Raw genomic sequence first — 16,045 nt, 5'->3', positions numbered from 1 at the left:
AATGCGGGGGCATTTCGCGGTTCAAGGCCGCATCACCACTTTGATGCAGCCATCGGCCTTGTCGCGGAAGGTCTTGTACAGGTCGGGGCCGTCGTCCAGCGAGGCGCGATGGGTGATGACGAAGGACGGGTCGATGTCACCATTCACGATCCGGTCCATCAGCATCGGCAGATAGCGCTGCACCGGCGTCTGGGCCATGCGGAAGGTCAGGCCGCGATTGATCGCCGATCCCATCGGAATCTTGTCGAGCAGCCCGCCATAGACGCCCACGATAGACACGGTGCCAAAATTGCGGCAGCATTGGATGGCCTGCCGCAACACATGCGGCCGGTCGGTGCCCATGAAAGTTGCGACCTTCAACCGGTCGACCACGGCATCCAGACCGCTTGCCACGCTCGCCTCGGTGCCGACCGCGTCGATGCAGGCGTCGGCGCCACGGCCCTTGGTCAGTTCCTGGATCCGTTCATAAACGTCATCCTCGGTGAAATCGATTGTATAGGCACCGGCGGCGCGCGCCAGATCCAGCCGCTCCCGTACCGCATCGATGGCGATCACGCCGCCAGCGCCCAACAGGAAGGCGCTGCGGATCGCCATCTGGCCCACCGGACCGCAACCCCAGACGGCCACGGTGTCGCCGGGCTGAATGTCGCAGAACTCCGCCGCCATGTAACCGGTCGGGAAGATATCGGACAGAAACAGCACCCGTTCATCGTCCAGTCCCTCCGGCACCTTCACCGGCCCGGTGTCGGCATAGGGGACACGCAGATATTCCGCCTGACCGCCGGCATAGCCGCCCAGCAGATGCGAATAGCCAAACAGCCCCGCCGGCGAATGGCCCCACATCTTCTCGGCCGCTGATTTGTTGGGATTGGACCGCTCGCACCCTGAATGGAACCCGCGTTTGCAGAAAAAGCATTCGCCGCAGGCGATGGTGAACGGCACGACCACCCGGTCGCCGACCTTCAGCGCCTTGTTGTCGCGGCCGACCTCGACCACCTCGCCCATCGCTTCATGGCCGACCACATCGCCATGCTCCATCGACGGCATCACCCCGTCGAACAGATGCAGATCCGATCCACAGATCGCACAGGACGTCACCTTGATGATCGCGTCGCGGCCATGCTGAATGGCGGGGTCGGCCACGCTTTCGCAGCGGATATCGCCTTTGCCGTGCCAGGTCAGAGCCTTCATGCTTGCCTCGTGCTGCCGGAAAGATACCTCTCCGCTCAACAAGGCAGACGTCGCGGTGTTCCAGACGGGCATGGACCATACGCGCGGGTTGCGCCGCAGGGATGGTGCGGCGCACCATGCATCCATCGGCATCCGCCCGTCCCCGGCATATGATCGGACCAGCATGGCCAGCGACCCCACCATACACGGCACCACCGACGGCGCATTCCAACACCTGCGCGACATCTTCCGGCACAATCTCACCAGCCGCGGTGAGCTAGGTGCCGCGGTCGCGGTCTATCATCGGGGCCGCAAGGTGGTGGATCTGTGGGGCGGCAGCCGCAATCGCCGCACCGGCGAGCCCTGGCAGCAGGACACGCTGGTGCCGGTGTACTCGACCGGCAAGGGGCTTGCCGCCATTGCCTGTGCCGTGGCGGTGTCACGCGGCCATCTGGCCCTGGACGCGCCGATCGCCGACATCTGGCCGGGCTTTGCCCGCCATGGCAAGGACACCATCACCCTCCGCTGCGTGCTGGACCACAAGGCCGGGCTGGTGCTGTTCGGCCGCACCGTCACCCGCCAGGATCTGGCCGATCCGGGCGGCATGGCCGCCATTCTGGAAGAGATGGTGCCGCTGTGGCGGCCGGGCAGCCGCTGGGGCTATCACATCGGCAGTTTCGGCAGCCTGCTTGCCGAGTTGATCCGGCGCACCGATCCGGCCGGCCGGTCCTTCGGACAGTTCTTCGCCGACGAGGTGGCGCGGCCGCTGGGCATCGACGTCCATTTCGGCCTGCCCGATGACCTGCCGCAGGACCGGCTGGCGCGGATTTCGCGTCCCTCGGCCGCCGGGCTGCGCAGCGGTCTGCTGCATGCACCCTTCGCCCTGCAATGTCAGGTCTATAACCCGGTGTCGCTGCTGCACCGTGCGATCCGCGAGATGCCGGACTTGAACGTCAACGACCGCGACTGGATGCGGCATGATTTCCCCTCGGCCAACTGCGCCGCCACCGCCCGGGGGATCGCCGCGGTCTATGGCAGCCTGGCCACCGGCGGCGAGGCCCTCGGCATCGACCCGGCGCTTCTGGCCCAGATGTCCAGCCCGCCCGCCCGGCCACCCGGCGGCCCCGCCGACCGGCTGTTCGGCATCGACCTGCTGTGGAAGCTGGGCTTCATGCGGCCCGGCGCCAGCTTCCGCTTCAGCCCCACGCCCGGTGCCTTCGGCATGGCCGGGCTTGGCGGATCCTTCGGCTTCTGCGACCCGGAGCACGGCATCGGCTATGCCTATGTTCCCAACCGTCTGGGCGTTCTGCCCTTTGCCGATCACCGCGAACAGGCGCTGCGCAAGGCCGTGTATGACGCGATCGCCACGGCATAGCCGGCGACGGATCTTATATGCGAATAACTCGCATTTGCGATACGCTCGCGTGGGACTCGCGAGCGGGAGGCGCAGATGGAGATCATCGAAGCGGCGGGACTGGAGATCTTTCTGTACCGGACGGCGATCCGACACGGCGACCACTGGACATCGACCGTGGCGCCGGGGCTGTGGCTGGGCACCCTGGCGCAGGGCAGTGTCGCCATCGACCGCCAGCCGGCCGCCTGGGCGCCGGGCATGGCGGCCCGGTTCTGGAGCGCCGATCCGTTTCCCAGCCACCATACCGCCACCGGCGACGGTATGGTCGCGGGTGTGTTTCTGCGCGTGAAGCCCGATGCCGTTACCGATCTTCTAGGGCCGGAGGCCGAGCGGCTGACCGCAGGGCGACCGGATGGCCCGCAGTCTGATGGCGCGCATGTCGTGGACCTGCCCATGGCCCTGATCTGGCGGATGCTGGGCACCTCCGGTCCGGCAACCAGCCGGCGCCTGCATCTGACCGCCATGGCCCTGCATCTGCTGGGGCTGGCGCTCGACACGATCGGCGATGCCGATGTTGTTGCCCCGCCCGCCCGGCTGTCCGCCGGTGATATCGAGCGACTGCATGCCGCGCGCGACATCCTGCTCGGCGATCTTGCCACGCCGCCCGACGTGCCCATGCTGGCGCGGATGGTCGGGCTCAACACCCGCAAGCTCGGCCAGGGCTTTCGCCTGCTGTTCGGCAGCCCGGTCTATGCCTTCGTCAAGAACCGCCGGCTGGAGGAAGCCCGCCGGCTGATCGAGGATGAGGGCCTGGGCGTGGCGCAGGCCGCCTGGCGGGTCGGCTATAGCCCCGCCCATCTGTCCACCGCCTTCCGCCGCCATCATGGCGTCGCCCCGACCATGCTGCGCCGGACGCCATAGCCGCGGCCCGTCCCGAATGCGCATGCGTCAGTCCGGATCGCGAAAGCCGGCGCCATTGCCGTCGGGCCCCTTGAGAGCGTTGAATGCGAATCATTCGCAAGTGACCTCGCGGGATGCCCGACATGACCTCGACTGCCCTCTCCATCCTGCGCCGCGGCCTGCTGGCCGGTGCGGCCTGCATCGCCGCTCTGCCCGCCTCGCCCGGCCTCAGTCTGGCCGATGATGGCCGGGCCGCCGAAGCCGCCCCGGCCGAAGGCGGGATATCGACATTGGAACCGTTGACCGTCACCGCGCGGCGGCGCACAGAAACCACCCAGGATGCCCCAGTCGCGGTGACCGTCATCGGGGCCGATCGGCTGGGCGAGGCCGCGATCCGCGATCTCGACGACGCGGCGAAACTGGTGCCGAACACCAGCTTCAGCCTTCAGGGTGGTCCCTTGACCATCCGCGGCATCGGCTCGCTGGGCATGGATGGCGGCGTCGACCGCCAGCCGGGCGTGGGGCTGTTCGTCGATGACGTCTATATCGCCCGCCCCAACGGCTATCCCACCGCGTTTCAGGATCTGGACCGGGTGGAGGTGGTGCGCGGCGCGCAATCGACCGTCTATGGCAAGAACACCATCGGCGGTGCGGTCAATCTGGTCTCGCCGGTGCCGGGTGCCGATCCGGGCGTGTCGGCCACGGCCGGCCTCGGCAGCGATCGGCGGCTGGATCTGCGCGCCACCCTCGATACCCCGCTGATGGAGCGGTCCGCCGGCGACCTTGCGGTCAGGGCAACGGTCTCGCTCACCCGCGATGACGGCTTCATCCGCGACGACGCCAGCGGCACCCGCCCTGGCCGCACCGATCGCCAGGCGGCGCGGGTCGCCCTTGGCGGCATGCTAGGCGATGCGACCGACATCGTGATCCGGGCCGACGTCACCCGTGACCGCGATGATGGCGGGCTCGCCTATGCGCCCCTGCCGCTGGCCTTCGACCATCGCTCCACCCACGATACCGAAGGCCGGCGCAGCCTGGACAGCGCCGGTGTGTCGGCAACGCTGACCCATGATGCCGGCGGTATGGTTCTGCGGTCGATCACCGCGATCCGCGGCCATGACATGGATCATGTGCTCGACGGTGATTTCACCGGCCTGCCCTATTACGTCCAGGCCCAGACTGAGGACCAGCGCCAGATCTCGCAGGAACTGCGCCTGTCGAGCCCCGAGGATGGCCGCCGCCTGGGCTGGACGACCGGTCTGTTTTATATGCGCGAGGATTTCAACGGCGCGCAATTCTATGACCTGACCACAGTGTCGCGTGCCGATTGGAGCCGCAGCGCCTTCGACCAGACCACCGATACCGTCTCGGGCTTCGGCGAGGCGCGGCTGCGGGTGCTGCCATCGGTGGATGTCACCGCCGGGCTGCGCTACACCCGCGAATGGAAGCGCACCCGTTCCAAAATCACCAGCCCGTCGGGCAACTGGATGATGGGCGGGCCGCTGGATGTGTCGGGCAAGGCCGATTTCGACGACATCTCGCCCGAGATGACCATCCGCTGGCGCCCTGGGCCAGAGGGCATCACCACCTTCGCGCGCGTCGCCCGCGGCTTCAAATCCGGCGGCATCAGCCCCTATCCCGAACTGGATGGCGAGGTGAACCGCTATGATCCGGAAACCGTGCTGACCTGGGAACTGGGCGCCAGGACGCTGTGGCTGGACGACCGGCTGGCGGTGGACGTGACGCTGGTTTACAACGACTGGAAGGATCAGCAGGTGTTGATCTATACCAGCCCGCTGACCCGGGTGTTGCGCAATGCCGCCCGTTCCACCTCGCAAGGTGCCGAAGTCGAGGCCCGGGCGCAACTGACCGACGCCGTGCAGCTTCGTCTGGCCTATGGCTATCTGGATGCGCAGTTCGACGATTTCGTCGACACGGTCCAGGGCACCGATTATTCCGGCCATGACCTGCCCTATGCGCCCGAACACACGCTGGCGCTGGGCGCGGACCTGCGGCAACCGGCCGGCAATGGCGTCGATCTGATCGCCGGCATCGACTATGCATGGCGCTCGTCGATGAGCTTCACGCCATCGGGCAGCTATCGCCAGGGCGATACCCATCTGGTCGACGGCCGAATCGGCTTCGACACCGGCCCGTGGGCGGCGACCCTGTGGGCGCGCAACCTGCTGGACGAGGACTATCTGACCCATTACTACCAGATGGGCGGCACCGATATCGGCGTTGCCAGTCGCGGCCGTTCGCTCGGCCTGCAACTGACCGCGCGGTGGTGAACGCCACGCGGTCGCAGACAATCAGAGCAACCGATGCCGGCACCGAACCCGGCCTGATCCTGATCGGCGCGCTTTATCTGGCGCAGGGCCTGCCGATCGGCTTCGCCTTCGAAGCCCTGCCCGTGCTGCTGCGTCAGGCCGGCATTCCGCTTGCGGTGATCGCCTGGGTACCACTGGCCGGCCTGCCCTGGGTGCTCAAACCGCTCTGGGCGCCGCTGGTCGACAATCACGGCGGCGCACGGATCGGCCGTCGCCGCGCCTGGATCATCCCGATGCAGCTTGTCCTGGCCGCGTCCATGGCCGGGCTTGCCGTCATCGATGCGACGGCCGGCATGGCGCTGTGGATCGTGGCCCTGACCCTGATCGCCTCCACAGCCGCCGCCACCCAGGACATCGCCACCGACGGCCTTGCCGCCGTGCTGCTGCTGGCTGGGCTGACGCCGGTGCTGAGCTGGGCCGAGCCGCCCGCCTCCGCGCGGCCAGCGTCGGCGCCCGCGCGGGTCGGCGGCTATTTCCGCCGCCCCGGCGGCTGGGCATTGCTGGCGGCGGCACTGTTCTTCGGCCTGCCCTATTCCGGCGTGCTCGCTCTGTCGAAGCTGTGGCTGTCGGATGCCGGCATGGCGCTGGGCCGGATCGGGCTGGTCGGCATCGCCGGCAGTCTGGCGATGATGGCGCTGGGATGCCCGCTGGCCGCGCAGGCCATCCGCCGCTTCGGGACCGGCCGCACCCTGGCCGGCGGCCTCGCCATCGCCATCGTCGGTCTGCTGCTGTGGACACTGGCGGTGACCGGAATCACGGCGGCCACGCTCGCGGGCGTGCTGCCGGCCGCCCTGGTTCTGGGATTGGGCGGCGGTGTCGCCTCGGTCGCGGCCTCCACCGTCATCATGCGCTTCGCGGCCGGTGGCGACCAGACCGGCACCGACGTCACCGTCGCCCAGGCCGTGCATGTGTTCAGCGAAACCATGACCGGCAGTGTCGCGATCACGCTGGCGGCGGCCGCGGGCTATGCCGGCGCGCTGTCGGCCATCACCCTGGCCAGTCTTGCCGGCATCGCGGTCATCGCCCTGATGCTGCGCCGCATGCCCGGCTGACATCACCGTCCGACATCACCTGCCCCCATCGTTTCGACAAAGGCCCTGACCCATGAGCGCGACCTTCATGGACCGACTGGTCGACCGCATCGCCCGCCGTCCCGGCGGGATGATCGGCCGACTGCTCTATCGCCATCCCGCCGGTCACAAGACCAGCTTCGACATGACCCTGGATGCCCTCGGTCCCACGCCCGATGATCACCTGCTGGATCTGGGCTGCGGGGGCGGCGTCTTCCTTGAGCGGGTGCTGAAAACCGGTGCCAGTGCCGCCGGGCTCGATCATTCGCCCGACATGGTCGATGAAAGCCGCCGCCGCAATGCCGCCGCCTGCGCGGCCGGGCGGCTGACGCTGTGCCAGGGCGATGTCGGACGGCTGCCCTTTCCGGATGGCGCCTTCACGCGGGTGACGGCACTCAACGCCTTCTTCTTCTTTCCCGATCCACAGGCGGCCGTCGCCGAGATGGCGCGGGTGCTGGCACCGGGCGGCCGGCTTGCCATCGTCACCACGCCGCCCGAGCAGGCCGCCGCCCTGAAGCGGTATTTCGGCCCGGTTGCATCCCGCATGCGTCTGGATGCGCCAGAGGTGCTGGGCGACTGGCTGCGGGCGGTTGGGCTGGTGCCCGGCACCGTGCGGCCGGTCAGGGCGGTGGGCTATCTGATCACCGCCCGCAAGCCGGTCATGCCAGCCACGACCGGTGCTGTGATCGAGATGCCCGGCTTCCATGGCCTCATCACCGGCCGGATCGGCGATCTGCTGGTGGTCGAGGCCGACGTCACCGGCGCCATTCCGGCCCACACCGCCCAGGGTGCCGAACTGGTGGTGGTGCTCTCAGGCGAACTGCATGCGCGGGTCGATGGCACCGAACGCGTGCTGCGACAGGGTGAGCATGCGCTGATCCCCGCCGGCGCCAGCCATGGGGCGACGGTTGCCGGCCCGACCCGGCTGTTGCTGATCGGCCCGCCCGAGTGATCCGGCATTCGCCGGGCGCGCGATCAACCATGTCGGTCGAAGGCTGCGCGTATTAAGCTGTGGGGGTTGGTATCAGGCCCGGTTCGGGCCACTCTTCACTCTCAGCGGATGATCAGACCACCCATGCCGAACCTGCTCTCACCCCTGCCGTCGCGTGCCGTGGACGAAGTTTTCACTGAGCTTCTCAATCGCCCGGGCGTGCGGGTGGAACGCATTGTCTCATGGGGACAATCGACCCCGGAGGGTGAGTGGTATGACCAGAGTTGGGATGAGTGGGTGGTGTTGCTGACAGGCTCCGCCGGGCTGCTGATCGAAGGCCAGGGCGAGACCGTGCTGGGCCCCGGCGACCACATCCTGTTGCCGGCCCGGCTGCGTCACCGGGTCATCTGGACCGATGACCGCGAGCCGACGGTGTGGCTGGCGGTGCATTTCGGCCGTGACGTCTGACAGGACACCGCTGGCATTCACCGCCCACCCGCGTTTCAATAGGGCTGGCCATCCATCCATCCGCGCGTCCCGGAGACCAGCCATGCCCCCCGCCCCGCCCGCACCGCCGAACATCCTGCTTGCCACCGACATCACCGGCCGGACCGACCGGGCGCTGGACCGGGCGGTGGCTCTGGCGCGCCAGACCCGCGCCCGCCTGACCATTCTGCATGTCGCGGAAGCCGATAGCGGCGCCGAGGGTTCGGCCGAAGAGCAGATGCGGGCGGCGGCGGCCCGGCTGGCGGCGGACCTCCCGGCCGGGCTGCTCGATGGCGCGGCCGCCCAGGACTTCAGCATCACCACACGGATCGAGGAAGGCGTGCCGGCCGATGTGATCGCCGATCTGGCCGATCGTGAGGGGATCGACGTGATCGTCACGGGGCTCGCCCGCGCCGAGCCGCACGGCCTGCTGCTACTGGGCGACACGGTCGACCGGCTTCTGCGGCGGGCGCCGGCACCGGTTCTGGTGGTGCGGCGGCGGGTGACCGGCCCCTATCAGCACCTGATGATCGCGACCGATTTCTCGAAGCCCGCCCGCCATGCGGTGGAGGCGGCGCTGGCGCTGTTCGCCACAGCCCGCATAACGGTCGTCCATGCTCATGACCCCGCCGAGGCCGACGAGGCCGGCCCGGCCCTGGACCGGTTCATCGACGGGCTGGCGATCGCGGTACCCTTGCGTGACCGCATCGCCCGCATTGCCGCGCCCGGCACGCCGGCCACGGTGTTGCAGGATCAGGCCACCGCGCTCGATGCCGATCTGGTCGCCATCGGCACGCGCGGCCATGGCATTCTGGCCGAGGCGGTGATGGGCAGCGCCGCCCGTCAGGTTCTGGCCGCGATCGATTGCGACGCGCTGGTGGTGCCGGCGCGGGGGCGCTGACCGGCATTCAGGCGGGCCAACGGCCAGGCGGGCCGGCGTTCAGATCGTGGGCCCGTCGATCTTCTCGGCATGGTGGCAGGCGACGTAATGGCCGGGCGACATCGCCCGTTCCAGCGGGGTTTCGGTGCGGCAACGGTCATCGGCAAACGGGCAGCGGCCGGCGAACCGGCAGCCCGGCGGCGGATCGATCGGGCTTGGCGGTTCGCCCACCACCAGAAAGCGCCGCTTCAACGCGTCGCGCAGCGGACCGGCCGGGGCCGCGGCCGACATCAGCGACCAAGTATAGGGATGCCGCGGCCGGGTGAACAGCGATGTGGTCGGCGCGCGTTCGACGATCCGCCCCAGATACATCACCGCGACCTCGGAACAGATGTGCTGCACCACGCCCAGATCATGCGAGATGAACACATAGGTCAGGCCCAGTTCGTGCTGAAGCCGGCGCAGCAGGTTGAGGATCTGCGCCTGGATCGCCACGTCCAGCGCCGACACCGCCTCGTCGCACACCACCAGCGATGGCGATGAGGCCAGCGCCCGCGCGATGCAGATCCGCTGGCGCTGCCCGCCTGAGAACTGATGCGGAAACAGCCCGCCGGCCGATTGCGGCAAACCCACCGCATCGATCAGCGATACCACCCGATCGGCCCGTTCACGCGTCGTGCCGATGCCCAGACGGTCCAGCGGCTCGCGGATCGCCTCGGCCGCCCGCCGGCGCGGGTTCAGCGACGAGAACGGATCCTGGAAGATCATCTGCACGTCGCGGCGCGCGGCGCGCAAGCCCGCGCCCGACAGCTCCGACAAGGGCTGGTCGCCCAGCCGGATATGGCCGGCGCTCACCGGCGCCAGCCGCATCACCGCGAGAGCCGTGGTCGACTTGCCCGATCCGCTTTCGCCGACGATCCCGAAGGTGCCGCCCCGGGGCACGGTGAAGCTGACACCGTCGACGGCGTGCACCACCCGATGCGGCCCGAAGGCGCCCTTGCGGCCGGCGGGAAAATGCACCTTCAGATCATCGACCTGAAGCAGAGGCGCGGTCCTTGACGCGGTTGTGTCGTTCGCTGCGGTCATCATGGTCATGCGCCGATCTCCTCGCGCCGCCAGCACGAGACCGCATGGCGGCTGCCGGCCGACACCGCCTCAAGCGGTGGCTGGGGTCGTGTGGTGCATGCCAACTCGGCATGGCGGCAGCGCGGCGCGAAGCAGCAGGCGGCGGCCCGCTGGCCGAGCGGCGGCACCAGCCCCGGAATGTCGTCGAGTATCTCAGGTGCGGCCGCGGCCGCCGCCCCCAGTTTCAGATGCGGCACACAGGCGATCAGCCCGCGTGTATAGGGGTGGCCGGGGCGTTCGAGCATGGTTGCCACCGGCCCGCGCTCGATACAGCGGCCGGCATAGAGCACCGCCACCTCGTCGGCCATGTCGGCCACCGCCGCCAGGTCATGGGTGATCATGACGATGGCGGTGTCGTTCTCGGCCTGAAGCCGCTTCAACAGGTCGAAGACCTGGGCCTGAACCGTCACGTCGAGCGCCGTGGTCGGCTCGTCGGCGATCAGCAGCTTCGGCCGACAGGCCAGGGCCATGGCGATCATCACCCGCTGGCGCATGCCGCCCGACATCTGGTGCGGATAATTGTCGACCCGGCTGTCCGCCGCCGGGATCTGCACCGCGCGCAGCATCTCGATCGCCCGCGCCCGCGCCTCGGTGCGCCCCAGCCCCTGATGCAGGCTCAACGCCTCGCCGATCTGGTCGCCGACGGTATAGACCGGGTTCAATGCGGTCATCGGTTCCTGAAAGATCATCGACATCGCGTTGCCGCGCAGCCGCCGCAGCCGCCGGCCTGGCGCATGGGTGATGTCCTCGCCCGCCAGCCGGATATGGCCGCCGGCGATCCGGAAGCCTTCGGGCAGCAGGCCCATGATCGCGAGCGCGGTCATGCTCTTGCCGCAGCCGCTTTCACCAACCAGCGCCACCGTGCGCCCCGCCGCCACCGACACGCCGAGGTTTTCCAGCACCGGCACCGATGGCCGGCCGCGGCCCTGATCCAGCGTCACGGTCAAGCCGTCGATCTCCAGCACCGGCGCGCCCGCGCCCATGCCCGCACTCATCTGATCAGGCACAGCCATCGCAGCCGTCATGTCAGCGCCTCCGCCTGAGACGCGGGTTGATCGCGTCGTTGATACCGTCGCCGATCAGGCTGACCGCCAGCACCGCCACAAAGATCGCGGCCCCCGGCGCGGTCACCGACCACCAGGCATCCAGCAGGTAGTTGCGGCTCTGGCCGATCATCAGCCCCCAACTCATGACATTGGGATCGCCGAGCCCCAGAAAGCTCAACCCGCCTTCGAACAGGATCGCCACGCCGATCGCCAGCGTCGCCGACACGATGATCGGCGGCAGCGCGTTGGGCAGGATGCAGCGCAGGATCAGATACAGGCTGTCGGCACCGCCGGTGGTCGCGGCCTTCACATATTCCAGGCCCCGGATGCGCATGAACTCGGCCCGGGTCAGCCGCGCGGTCTGGGTCCAGCTCACCCCGCCGATCGCCATGGTGATGATGTCCAGCCGGGCCCCGAACAATGCCACCAGCACCATGGCGAACAACAGCGCCGGCAGCACCTGGAACACCTCGGTCAACTTCATCAGCACCGCATCGACGATGCCGCCGAAGAAGCCGGCGACCGCGCCCACCGTCACGCCGATGACGACCGATATCAGCGCGGCAACAGCACCGACTGCCAGGGTGGCGCGGCCGCCATAGAGCAGCCCGGCCAGAACGTCGCGGCCCAGATAATCGGTGCCCAGCGGCGCATCGGCATCGGGCGGCCAGAACGGGATGCCGGCGATCTCGAACGGATCGACCTGATAGATCATCGGCCCGAAGATCGTGCCGGCGATCAGCGTCGCCAATAGCAGCATGCCCATCAGCCCCGATGGATGGGTCACCATCCGCTTCAGCATCTCGCGGGTGGGCGAGACCGCGGCCGGCGCTTCCGGTGTGACGGTTGTGGTGTGATCGGTCATGGTCATCAGCCACCGGTCCGGATGCGGGGATCGATCAGACGATAGACGAGGTCGGTCAGGATATTGACCGCCATCACCAGCACCGCCGAGAAGAACAGCACACCCAGCAGCGTCGGATAGTCGCGCCGCAGGATCGACTCATAGACCAGCCGCCCCATGCCCGGCCAGGCATAGACCGTCTCCACCAGCACGGCGCCGGCGAAGAGCTGGCCGAATTGCAGGCCAACGACGGTGACCACCGGGATCAGCGCGTTGCGCAGCGCGTGCTTGAACACCACCCGCCCCTCGCCCAGCCCCTTGGCCCGGGCGGTGCGGACGTAATCGGCATCCAGCGCGTCGATCATGGCGGTGCGCGACAGCCGGCTGTATTGGGCGACATAAACGATGGCCAGCGTCGCCGCCGGCAGGATCAGGTGATGGGCCACATCCAGCACATAGCCGAAGGGGCCGTAGCTGGCCGCCACCCGCGACATGCCCGAGGTGGGGAAGATCGGCCACAGCGACGCGAACAGCAGCAGCAGCATCAGGCCGGTCCAGAACACCGGCGCCGAATAGCCGGCCAGCGAAATCGCGGTCACGATGTGGCTGAAGATATGGCGCGGCCGCCGGGCGCTGATCACGCCCATCACCACGCCCACGATCACCGACAGGCCCAGCGCCGCGCTCACCAGCAGCAGCGTTGCCGGCAGCCTTTGCAGGATCAGCGATAGAACCGGTTCGTTGAAATAGAACGAATAGCCGAAATCACCCTGGATGATCCGCCCGAAATAAGCCCCGAGCTGCACGGTGAATGGCTGATCCAGGCCATAGCGGGCGCGGATCTCGGCCAGGATCTCGGCCGTGGCGCCGCCCATTTCGCCGGCGATCACTTCAGCCGGGTCACCCGGTGCCGCATGGATCAGGGTGAAGTTCAACGTCACCACGATCGCGAGCAGCAGGCAGGCATTCAGGATCCGGCGCAGCAGGCCGAACGCGATGGTCATGGGATATCCCGTCTTCCTGAAGGTCCGGGCGGGCGGGGGCACGCCGGCATCGCGACGCCCCCGCCGACGCGATCACTTGTCCCAGTACATCTCGTCCATCGGCGACGACGGACCCCAGATGGTCGTGGGGGTGTTGCGCAGCCGCTTGTCGAACGCCGAGTGATAGGGGATGGCGTTGACATAGAGGATCGGCACCTCATCGACCACGATCTTCTGGAATTCGGCGTAGAGCGCCTTGCGCTTCTCCACATCCATCTCGCTCGCCGCCTGCGCCAGAATCTCGTCGACCCGCGCATTCTTGTACTGCTGGGTGTTCGACCAGATGATGCCCTTGCGGATATTGCTCGACAGATAGGTGCGGTCGACACCGATCACCGGATCGGCCCAGTTGAACACCTGATCCATGGTCAGGTCGAAATCATGGCTGCCGACGCGCTGCGCCCAGGTCGGGAAGTCCGGGGCCGCGCGCACCACCACCGTGATGCCGACCTTGGCAAGCTGCGGGCGGATATATTCGGCCAGGTTGCGCTGCTGGTCATTGCTGTTCGGGATGTAATCGATGGTCAGGGTGAAGCGGCTGCCATCATCCTTCTTGGGGAAGCCGGCCTCGTCGAGCAGGGCTTCGGCCGCGGCCGGATCGTAGGGGTATCTTTCGACGTCATCGGTATAGAACGGCGTGCCCGGCATGATCGGGGTCAGCGCCGGCGTCGCGGTGCCGCCCATCAGCTTGTCCAGGATGAAGCCCCGGTCGACGGCATGGGCGATGGCCTTGCGAACCTTCACATTGTCCAGCGGCGGCTTGCCGGTGTTGAAGGCCAGCCAGTTGATCGGGCCGATGGCATCGTAGCCCTTCGCCGTGGCCTCGACATTGTCCATCTTCTTCATGCGCATGATCTCGCGCACGCCCGACACATAGCTCAGCATGCCGGTCTCGCCACGTTCCAGCATGATCAGACGGTTGTTCTCGTCCGGCACGATCCGGGTCACGATCCGGTCCAGATAGGGCCGGCCGGGCATGAAATACTTGTCGAACTTCTCAAGGACGAAATACTCGCCCTGCTTGTATTCGGTCAGCTTGAACGGGCCCGATCCGACCGGCGCCAGATTGGCCGGATGGCTTTTCACGTCCTGACCGTCGCCATAGATATGCTTGGGCAGGATCGGCATCAGCGGCGGCGACATCGCCAGCAGCAGCGCCGGATGCGGCTTTGACAGCCGGATCACCACGGTGTGCGCATCGGGCGTTTCAACCGTGTCCACCGGCGCCAGCATGGTCTGGAACGGGTGGTTCGCCTTGATCACCCCGATCGAGAAGGCGACATCCTCCGATGTCACCGGCTTGCCATCGTGGAACACGGCGTTTTCGACCAGATGCAGGGTCACCGACAACCCGTCGGGCGCCACCTCCCACGACCTGGCCAGATAGGGCTGCGGGTTCCACTGGTCGTCGAACCGCAGGGGGCTTGCAAAGATCTGTGTCGATGCCACGGCCGTGGCGATGCCAGACTGCACCGCGCCGTTGAAGTGCCGCGGCACCTGGCTGGATGCAATCACCAGCTCGCCGCCGGGTTTGGGTTCGGCCACCGCCGTTCCCGCTGTCAGCCATGCCGTCATCGCCGCGATCGCGGCCGTCTTCAAGATACGCATCTTGTCCCCTCATGCCTCCCGTGGTGGCAGGCCCGCCAGCGGCATGGCCGGCATCAATAGATCACGATCTCGCGGATGATCGTGGTCAGGCCGGTCGCCAGCAGGATGATCAGCGCCGCCGGGCGATAGAACCGTGTGGCCCCCAAGCCGAACAACGCCGCCCCGATCGCGCTGCCGCCGATCACCAACGGCAGCGAGATTGCCGTCAGTACCAGCTCCGTCCGCCCGATCAGCCCTGCTCCCCAGGCACTGATCGTTCCGGCGACAGCGGTGAAAAAGAAGAACACCATCAGCGTGGCCCGGATGACCCGCGGATCGCGTTCGGCCGCCAGCATATAGGCCACCGCCGGCGGCCCCGGCATGGCGGCAAGCCCTGTAAACAGCCCGGCCAGCGCTCCCACGCCGATCCGGACCGATCGCAACCGCACCAGATCTCCCAGATCCGGCGGCCGCCACGACGCGGCCACCCCCAGCAACACCACCCCGCCGATCGCGATCCGCGTGGTGGCGGGCGGCAGCCAGATCAGCAGCCACATGCCCAGCGGCGTGGCCAGGGCCACACCCACGGTCAGCCACAGGACGACGCCGCGGTCGACGGCGCGGCGTTCCCGTACCGCGTCGCCGGTGCCGATGATCAGTTGCACCACCATCACCACCGGCACCACCACTTCGGGCGGCAGAACCAGGCTGGTCAGTGGCACTGCCGCCAGGGCAAAGCCAAATCCGGTGAAACCGCGCAGCACCGCCGCGCCGAACACGGCCACGCCCGCCCAGAACAGATCCTGTGCGGTCAGCCCCGGCGCCAGAAACCCCGGATCCAGCCAGTCAGCCAGCATCTGCGCCACCTGCAGCCAATGCCCTGCAAGGGGGCCACCTGTCACAGCTCCGGTGGACATGCATATGCCGGTCCTGCCTTTCGGTTCCGGTTGCCGACCTCTTCATCCTGCGGTGCGGCGCCGCACCGCCACAGGGCCACATCGGGTCGATCGACTGGGCCAAGATGGCCGGTGCCCTGCCGGCCGTCGCCCGTAAGATGCAGGATATCCACATCGCCATCACATCGTCCCGCCGCCTGGGTAGAATGCCCTTGTATCGTACATCGCCTCACCGTGTAATAGTGTTATGTCATCGATTGACCGACCCTGGCCCGGTCGATGCGGCTGTGGTGGCTCTGTGCCCGCCCGCGCACCCGCCGCACCATCTGGCATCCGTTCCACAAGCCCGTCCAATCCAGAGCATCTGGCCAGAGCATCTGGCC

At 67.8% G+C, this 16,045-nt stretch carries 14 protein-coding genes; 7 read left to right on the top strand and 7 right to left on the bottom strand.

Going from position 1 to position 16,045, the window contains the following annotated elements:
• Positions 1–21: 21 nt before the first annotated feature.
• Positions 22–1,191, bottom strand: a complete 1,170-nt coding sequence (locus IEW15_RS13655; protein ID WP_188578778.1) for a zinc-dependent alcohol dehydrogenase — start codon at positions 1,189–1,191, stop codon at positions 22–24.
• A 163-nt stretch (positions 1,192–1,354) separates the two neighbouring features.
• Here IEW15_RS13655 and IEW15_RS13650 point away from each other — a divergent pair, with 163 nt between their 5' ends.
• From IEW15_RS13650 to IEW15_RS13620, 7 genes are all read left to right on the top strand, one after another.
• Positions 1,355–2,545 carry a serine hydrolase domain-containing protein gene (locus tag IEW15_RS13650; RefSeq protein WP_188578775.1) on the top strand — a complete coding sequence of 397 codons (1,191 nt, stop codon included), beginning with the start codon at positions 1,355–1,357 and terminating at the stop codon, positions 2,543–2,545.
• A 75-nt stretch (positions 2,546–2,620) separates the two neighbouring features.
• On the top strand, positions 2,621–3,445 hold the full coding sequence (locus IEW15_RS13645) for an AraC family transcriptional regulator (protein ID WP_188578774.1): 825 nt from the start codon (positions 2,621–2,623) through the stop codon (positions 3,443–3,445).
• Between the two features lie 122 nt (positions 3,446–3,567).
• Entirely contained in the window at positions 3,568–5,715 is a 2,148-nt protein-coding gene (locus IEW15_RS13640) for a TonB-dependent receptor (protein ID WP_188578772.1), read from the top strand.
• Positions 5,712–6,806 (top strand): MFS transporter, encoded by a 1,095-nt coding sequence (locus IEW15_RS13635; RefSeq protein WP_229708097.1) that lies wholly within the window; start codon positions 5,712–5,714, stop codon positions 6,804–6,806. The genes IEW15_RS13640 and IEW15_RS13635 overlap by 4 nt, the downstream gene beginning before the upstream one ends.
• 52 nt (positions 6,807–6,858) lie before the next feature.
• Complete coding sequence (locus tag IEW15_RS13630; RefSeq protein WP_229708096.1) at positions 6,859–7,776, top strand: methyltransferase domain-containing protein; 918 nt, start codon at positions 6,859–6,861, stop codon at positions 7,774–7,776.
• 123 nt (positions 7,777–7,899) lie between these two features.
• Positions 7,900–8,223 (top strand): cupin domain-containing protein, encoded by a 324-nt coding sequence (locus IEW15_RS13625; RefSeq protein WP_188578768.1) that lies wholly within the window; start codon positions 7,900–7,902, stop codon positions 8,221–8,223.
• A gap of 82 nt (positions 8,224–8,305) precedes the next feature.
• Positions 8,306–9,142, top strand: a complete 837-nt coding sequence (locus tag IEW15_RS13620) for a universal stress protein (protein ID WP_188578767.1) — start codon at positions 8,306–8,308, stop codon at positions 9,140–9,142.
• Positions 9,143–9,181: 39 nt separating this feature from the next.
• On the opposite strand, the gene IEW15_RS13615 is transcribed toward IEW15_RS13620, so the two are convergent.
• The 6 genes from IEW15_RS13615 to IEW15_RS13590 all read right to left on the bottom strand — a co-directional run bounded on the left by IEW15_RS13615 (position 9,182) and on the right by IEW15_RS13590 (position 15,683).
• The gene (locus tag IEW15_RS13615; protein ID WP_322111503.1) at positions 9,182–10,210 is read right to left on the bottom strand and encodes an ABC transporter ATP-binding protein; all 1,029 of its coding nucleotides are present in this window, start codon (positions 10,208–10,210) and stop codon (positions 9,182–9,184) included.
• Positions 10,211–10,212: 2 nt separating this feature from the next.
• Positions 10,213–11,229, bottom strand: a complete 1,017-nt coding sequence (locus IEW15_RS13610) for an ABC transporter ATP-binding protein (RefSeq protein ID WP_188578814.1) — start codon at positions 11,227–11,229, stop codon at positions 10,213–10,215.
• Between the two features lie 43 nt (positions 11,230–11,272).
• A complete protein-coding gene (locus tag IEW15_RS13605; RefSeq protein ID WP_229708093.1) occupies positions 11,273–12,163 on the bottom strand; it encodes an ABC transporter permease in 891 nt (296 codons plus the stop codon).
• Complete coding sequence (locus IEW15_RS13600; RefSeq protein WP_188578765.1) at positions 12,163–13,140, bottom strand: ABC transporter permease; 978 nt, start codon at positions 13,138–13,140, stop codon at positions 12,163–12,165. The genes IEW15_RS13605 and IEW15_RS13600 overlap by 1 nt, the downstream gene beginning before the upstream one ends.
• 72 nt (positions 13,141–13,212) lie before the next feature.
• Positions 13,213–14,787, bottom strand: coding sequence for an ABC transporter substrate-binding protein (locus IEW15_RS13595; protein WP_188578763.1), 1,575 nt, complete (start codon positions 14,785–14,787; stop codon positions 13,213–13,215).
• A 53-nt stretch (positions 14,788–14,840) separates the two neighbouring features.
• Positions 14,841–15,683, bottom strand: a complete 843-nt coding sequence (locus tag IEW15_RS13590; RefSeq protein WP_229708092.1) for a sulfite exporter TauE/SafE family protein — start codon at positions 15,681–15,683, stop codon at positions 14,841–14,843.
• Positions 15,684–16,045 lie beyond the last annotated feature (362 nt).

Origin of the sequence: Tistrella bauzanensis (genome assembly GCF_014636235.1) — a bacterium.
GTDB classification, from domain to species: Bacteria; Pseudomonadota; Alphaproteobacteria; order Tistrellales; family Tistrellaceae; genus Tistrella; species Tistrella bauzanensis.
The sequence above is the reverse complement of the archived record's forward strand: the minus strand, read 5'-3'. Positions and strand labels throughout refer to the sequence as shown.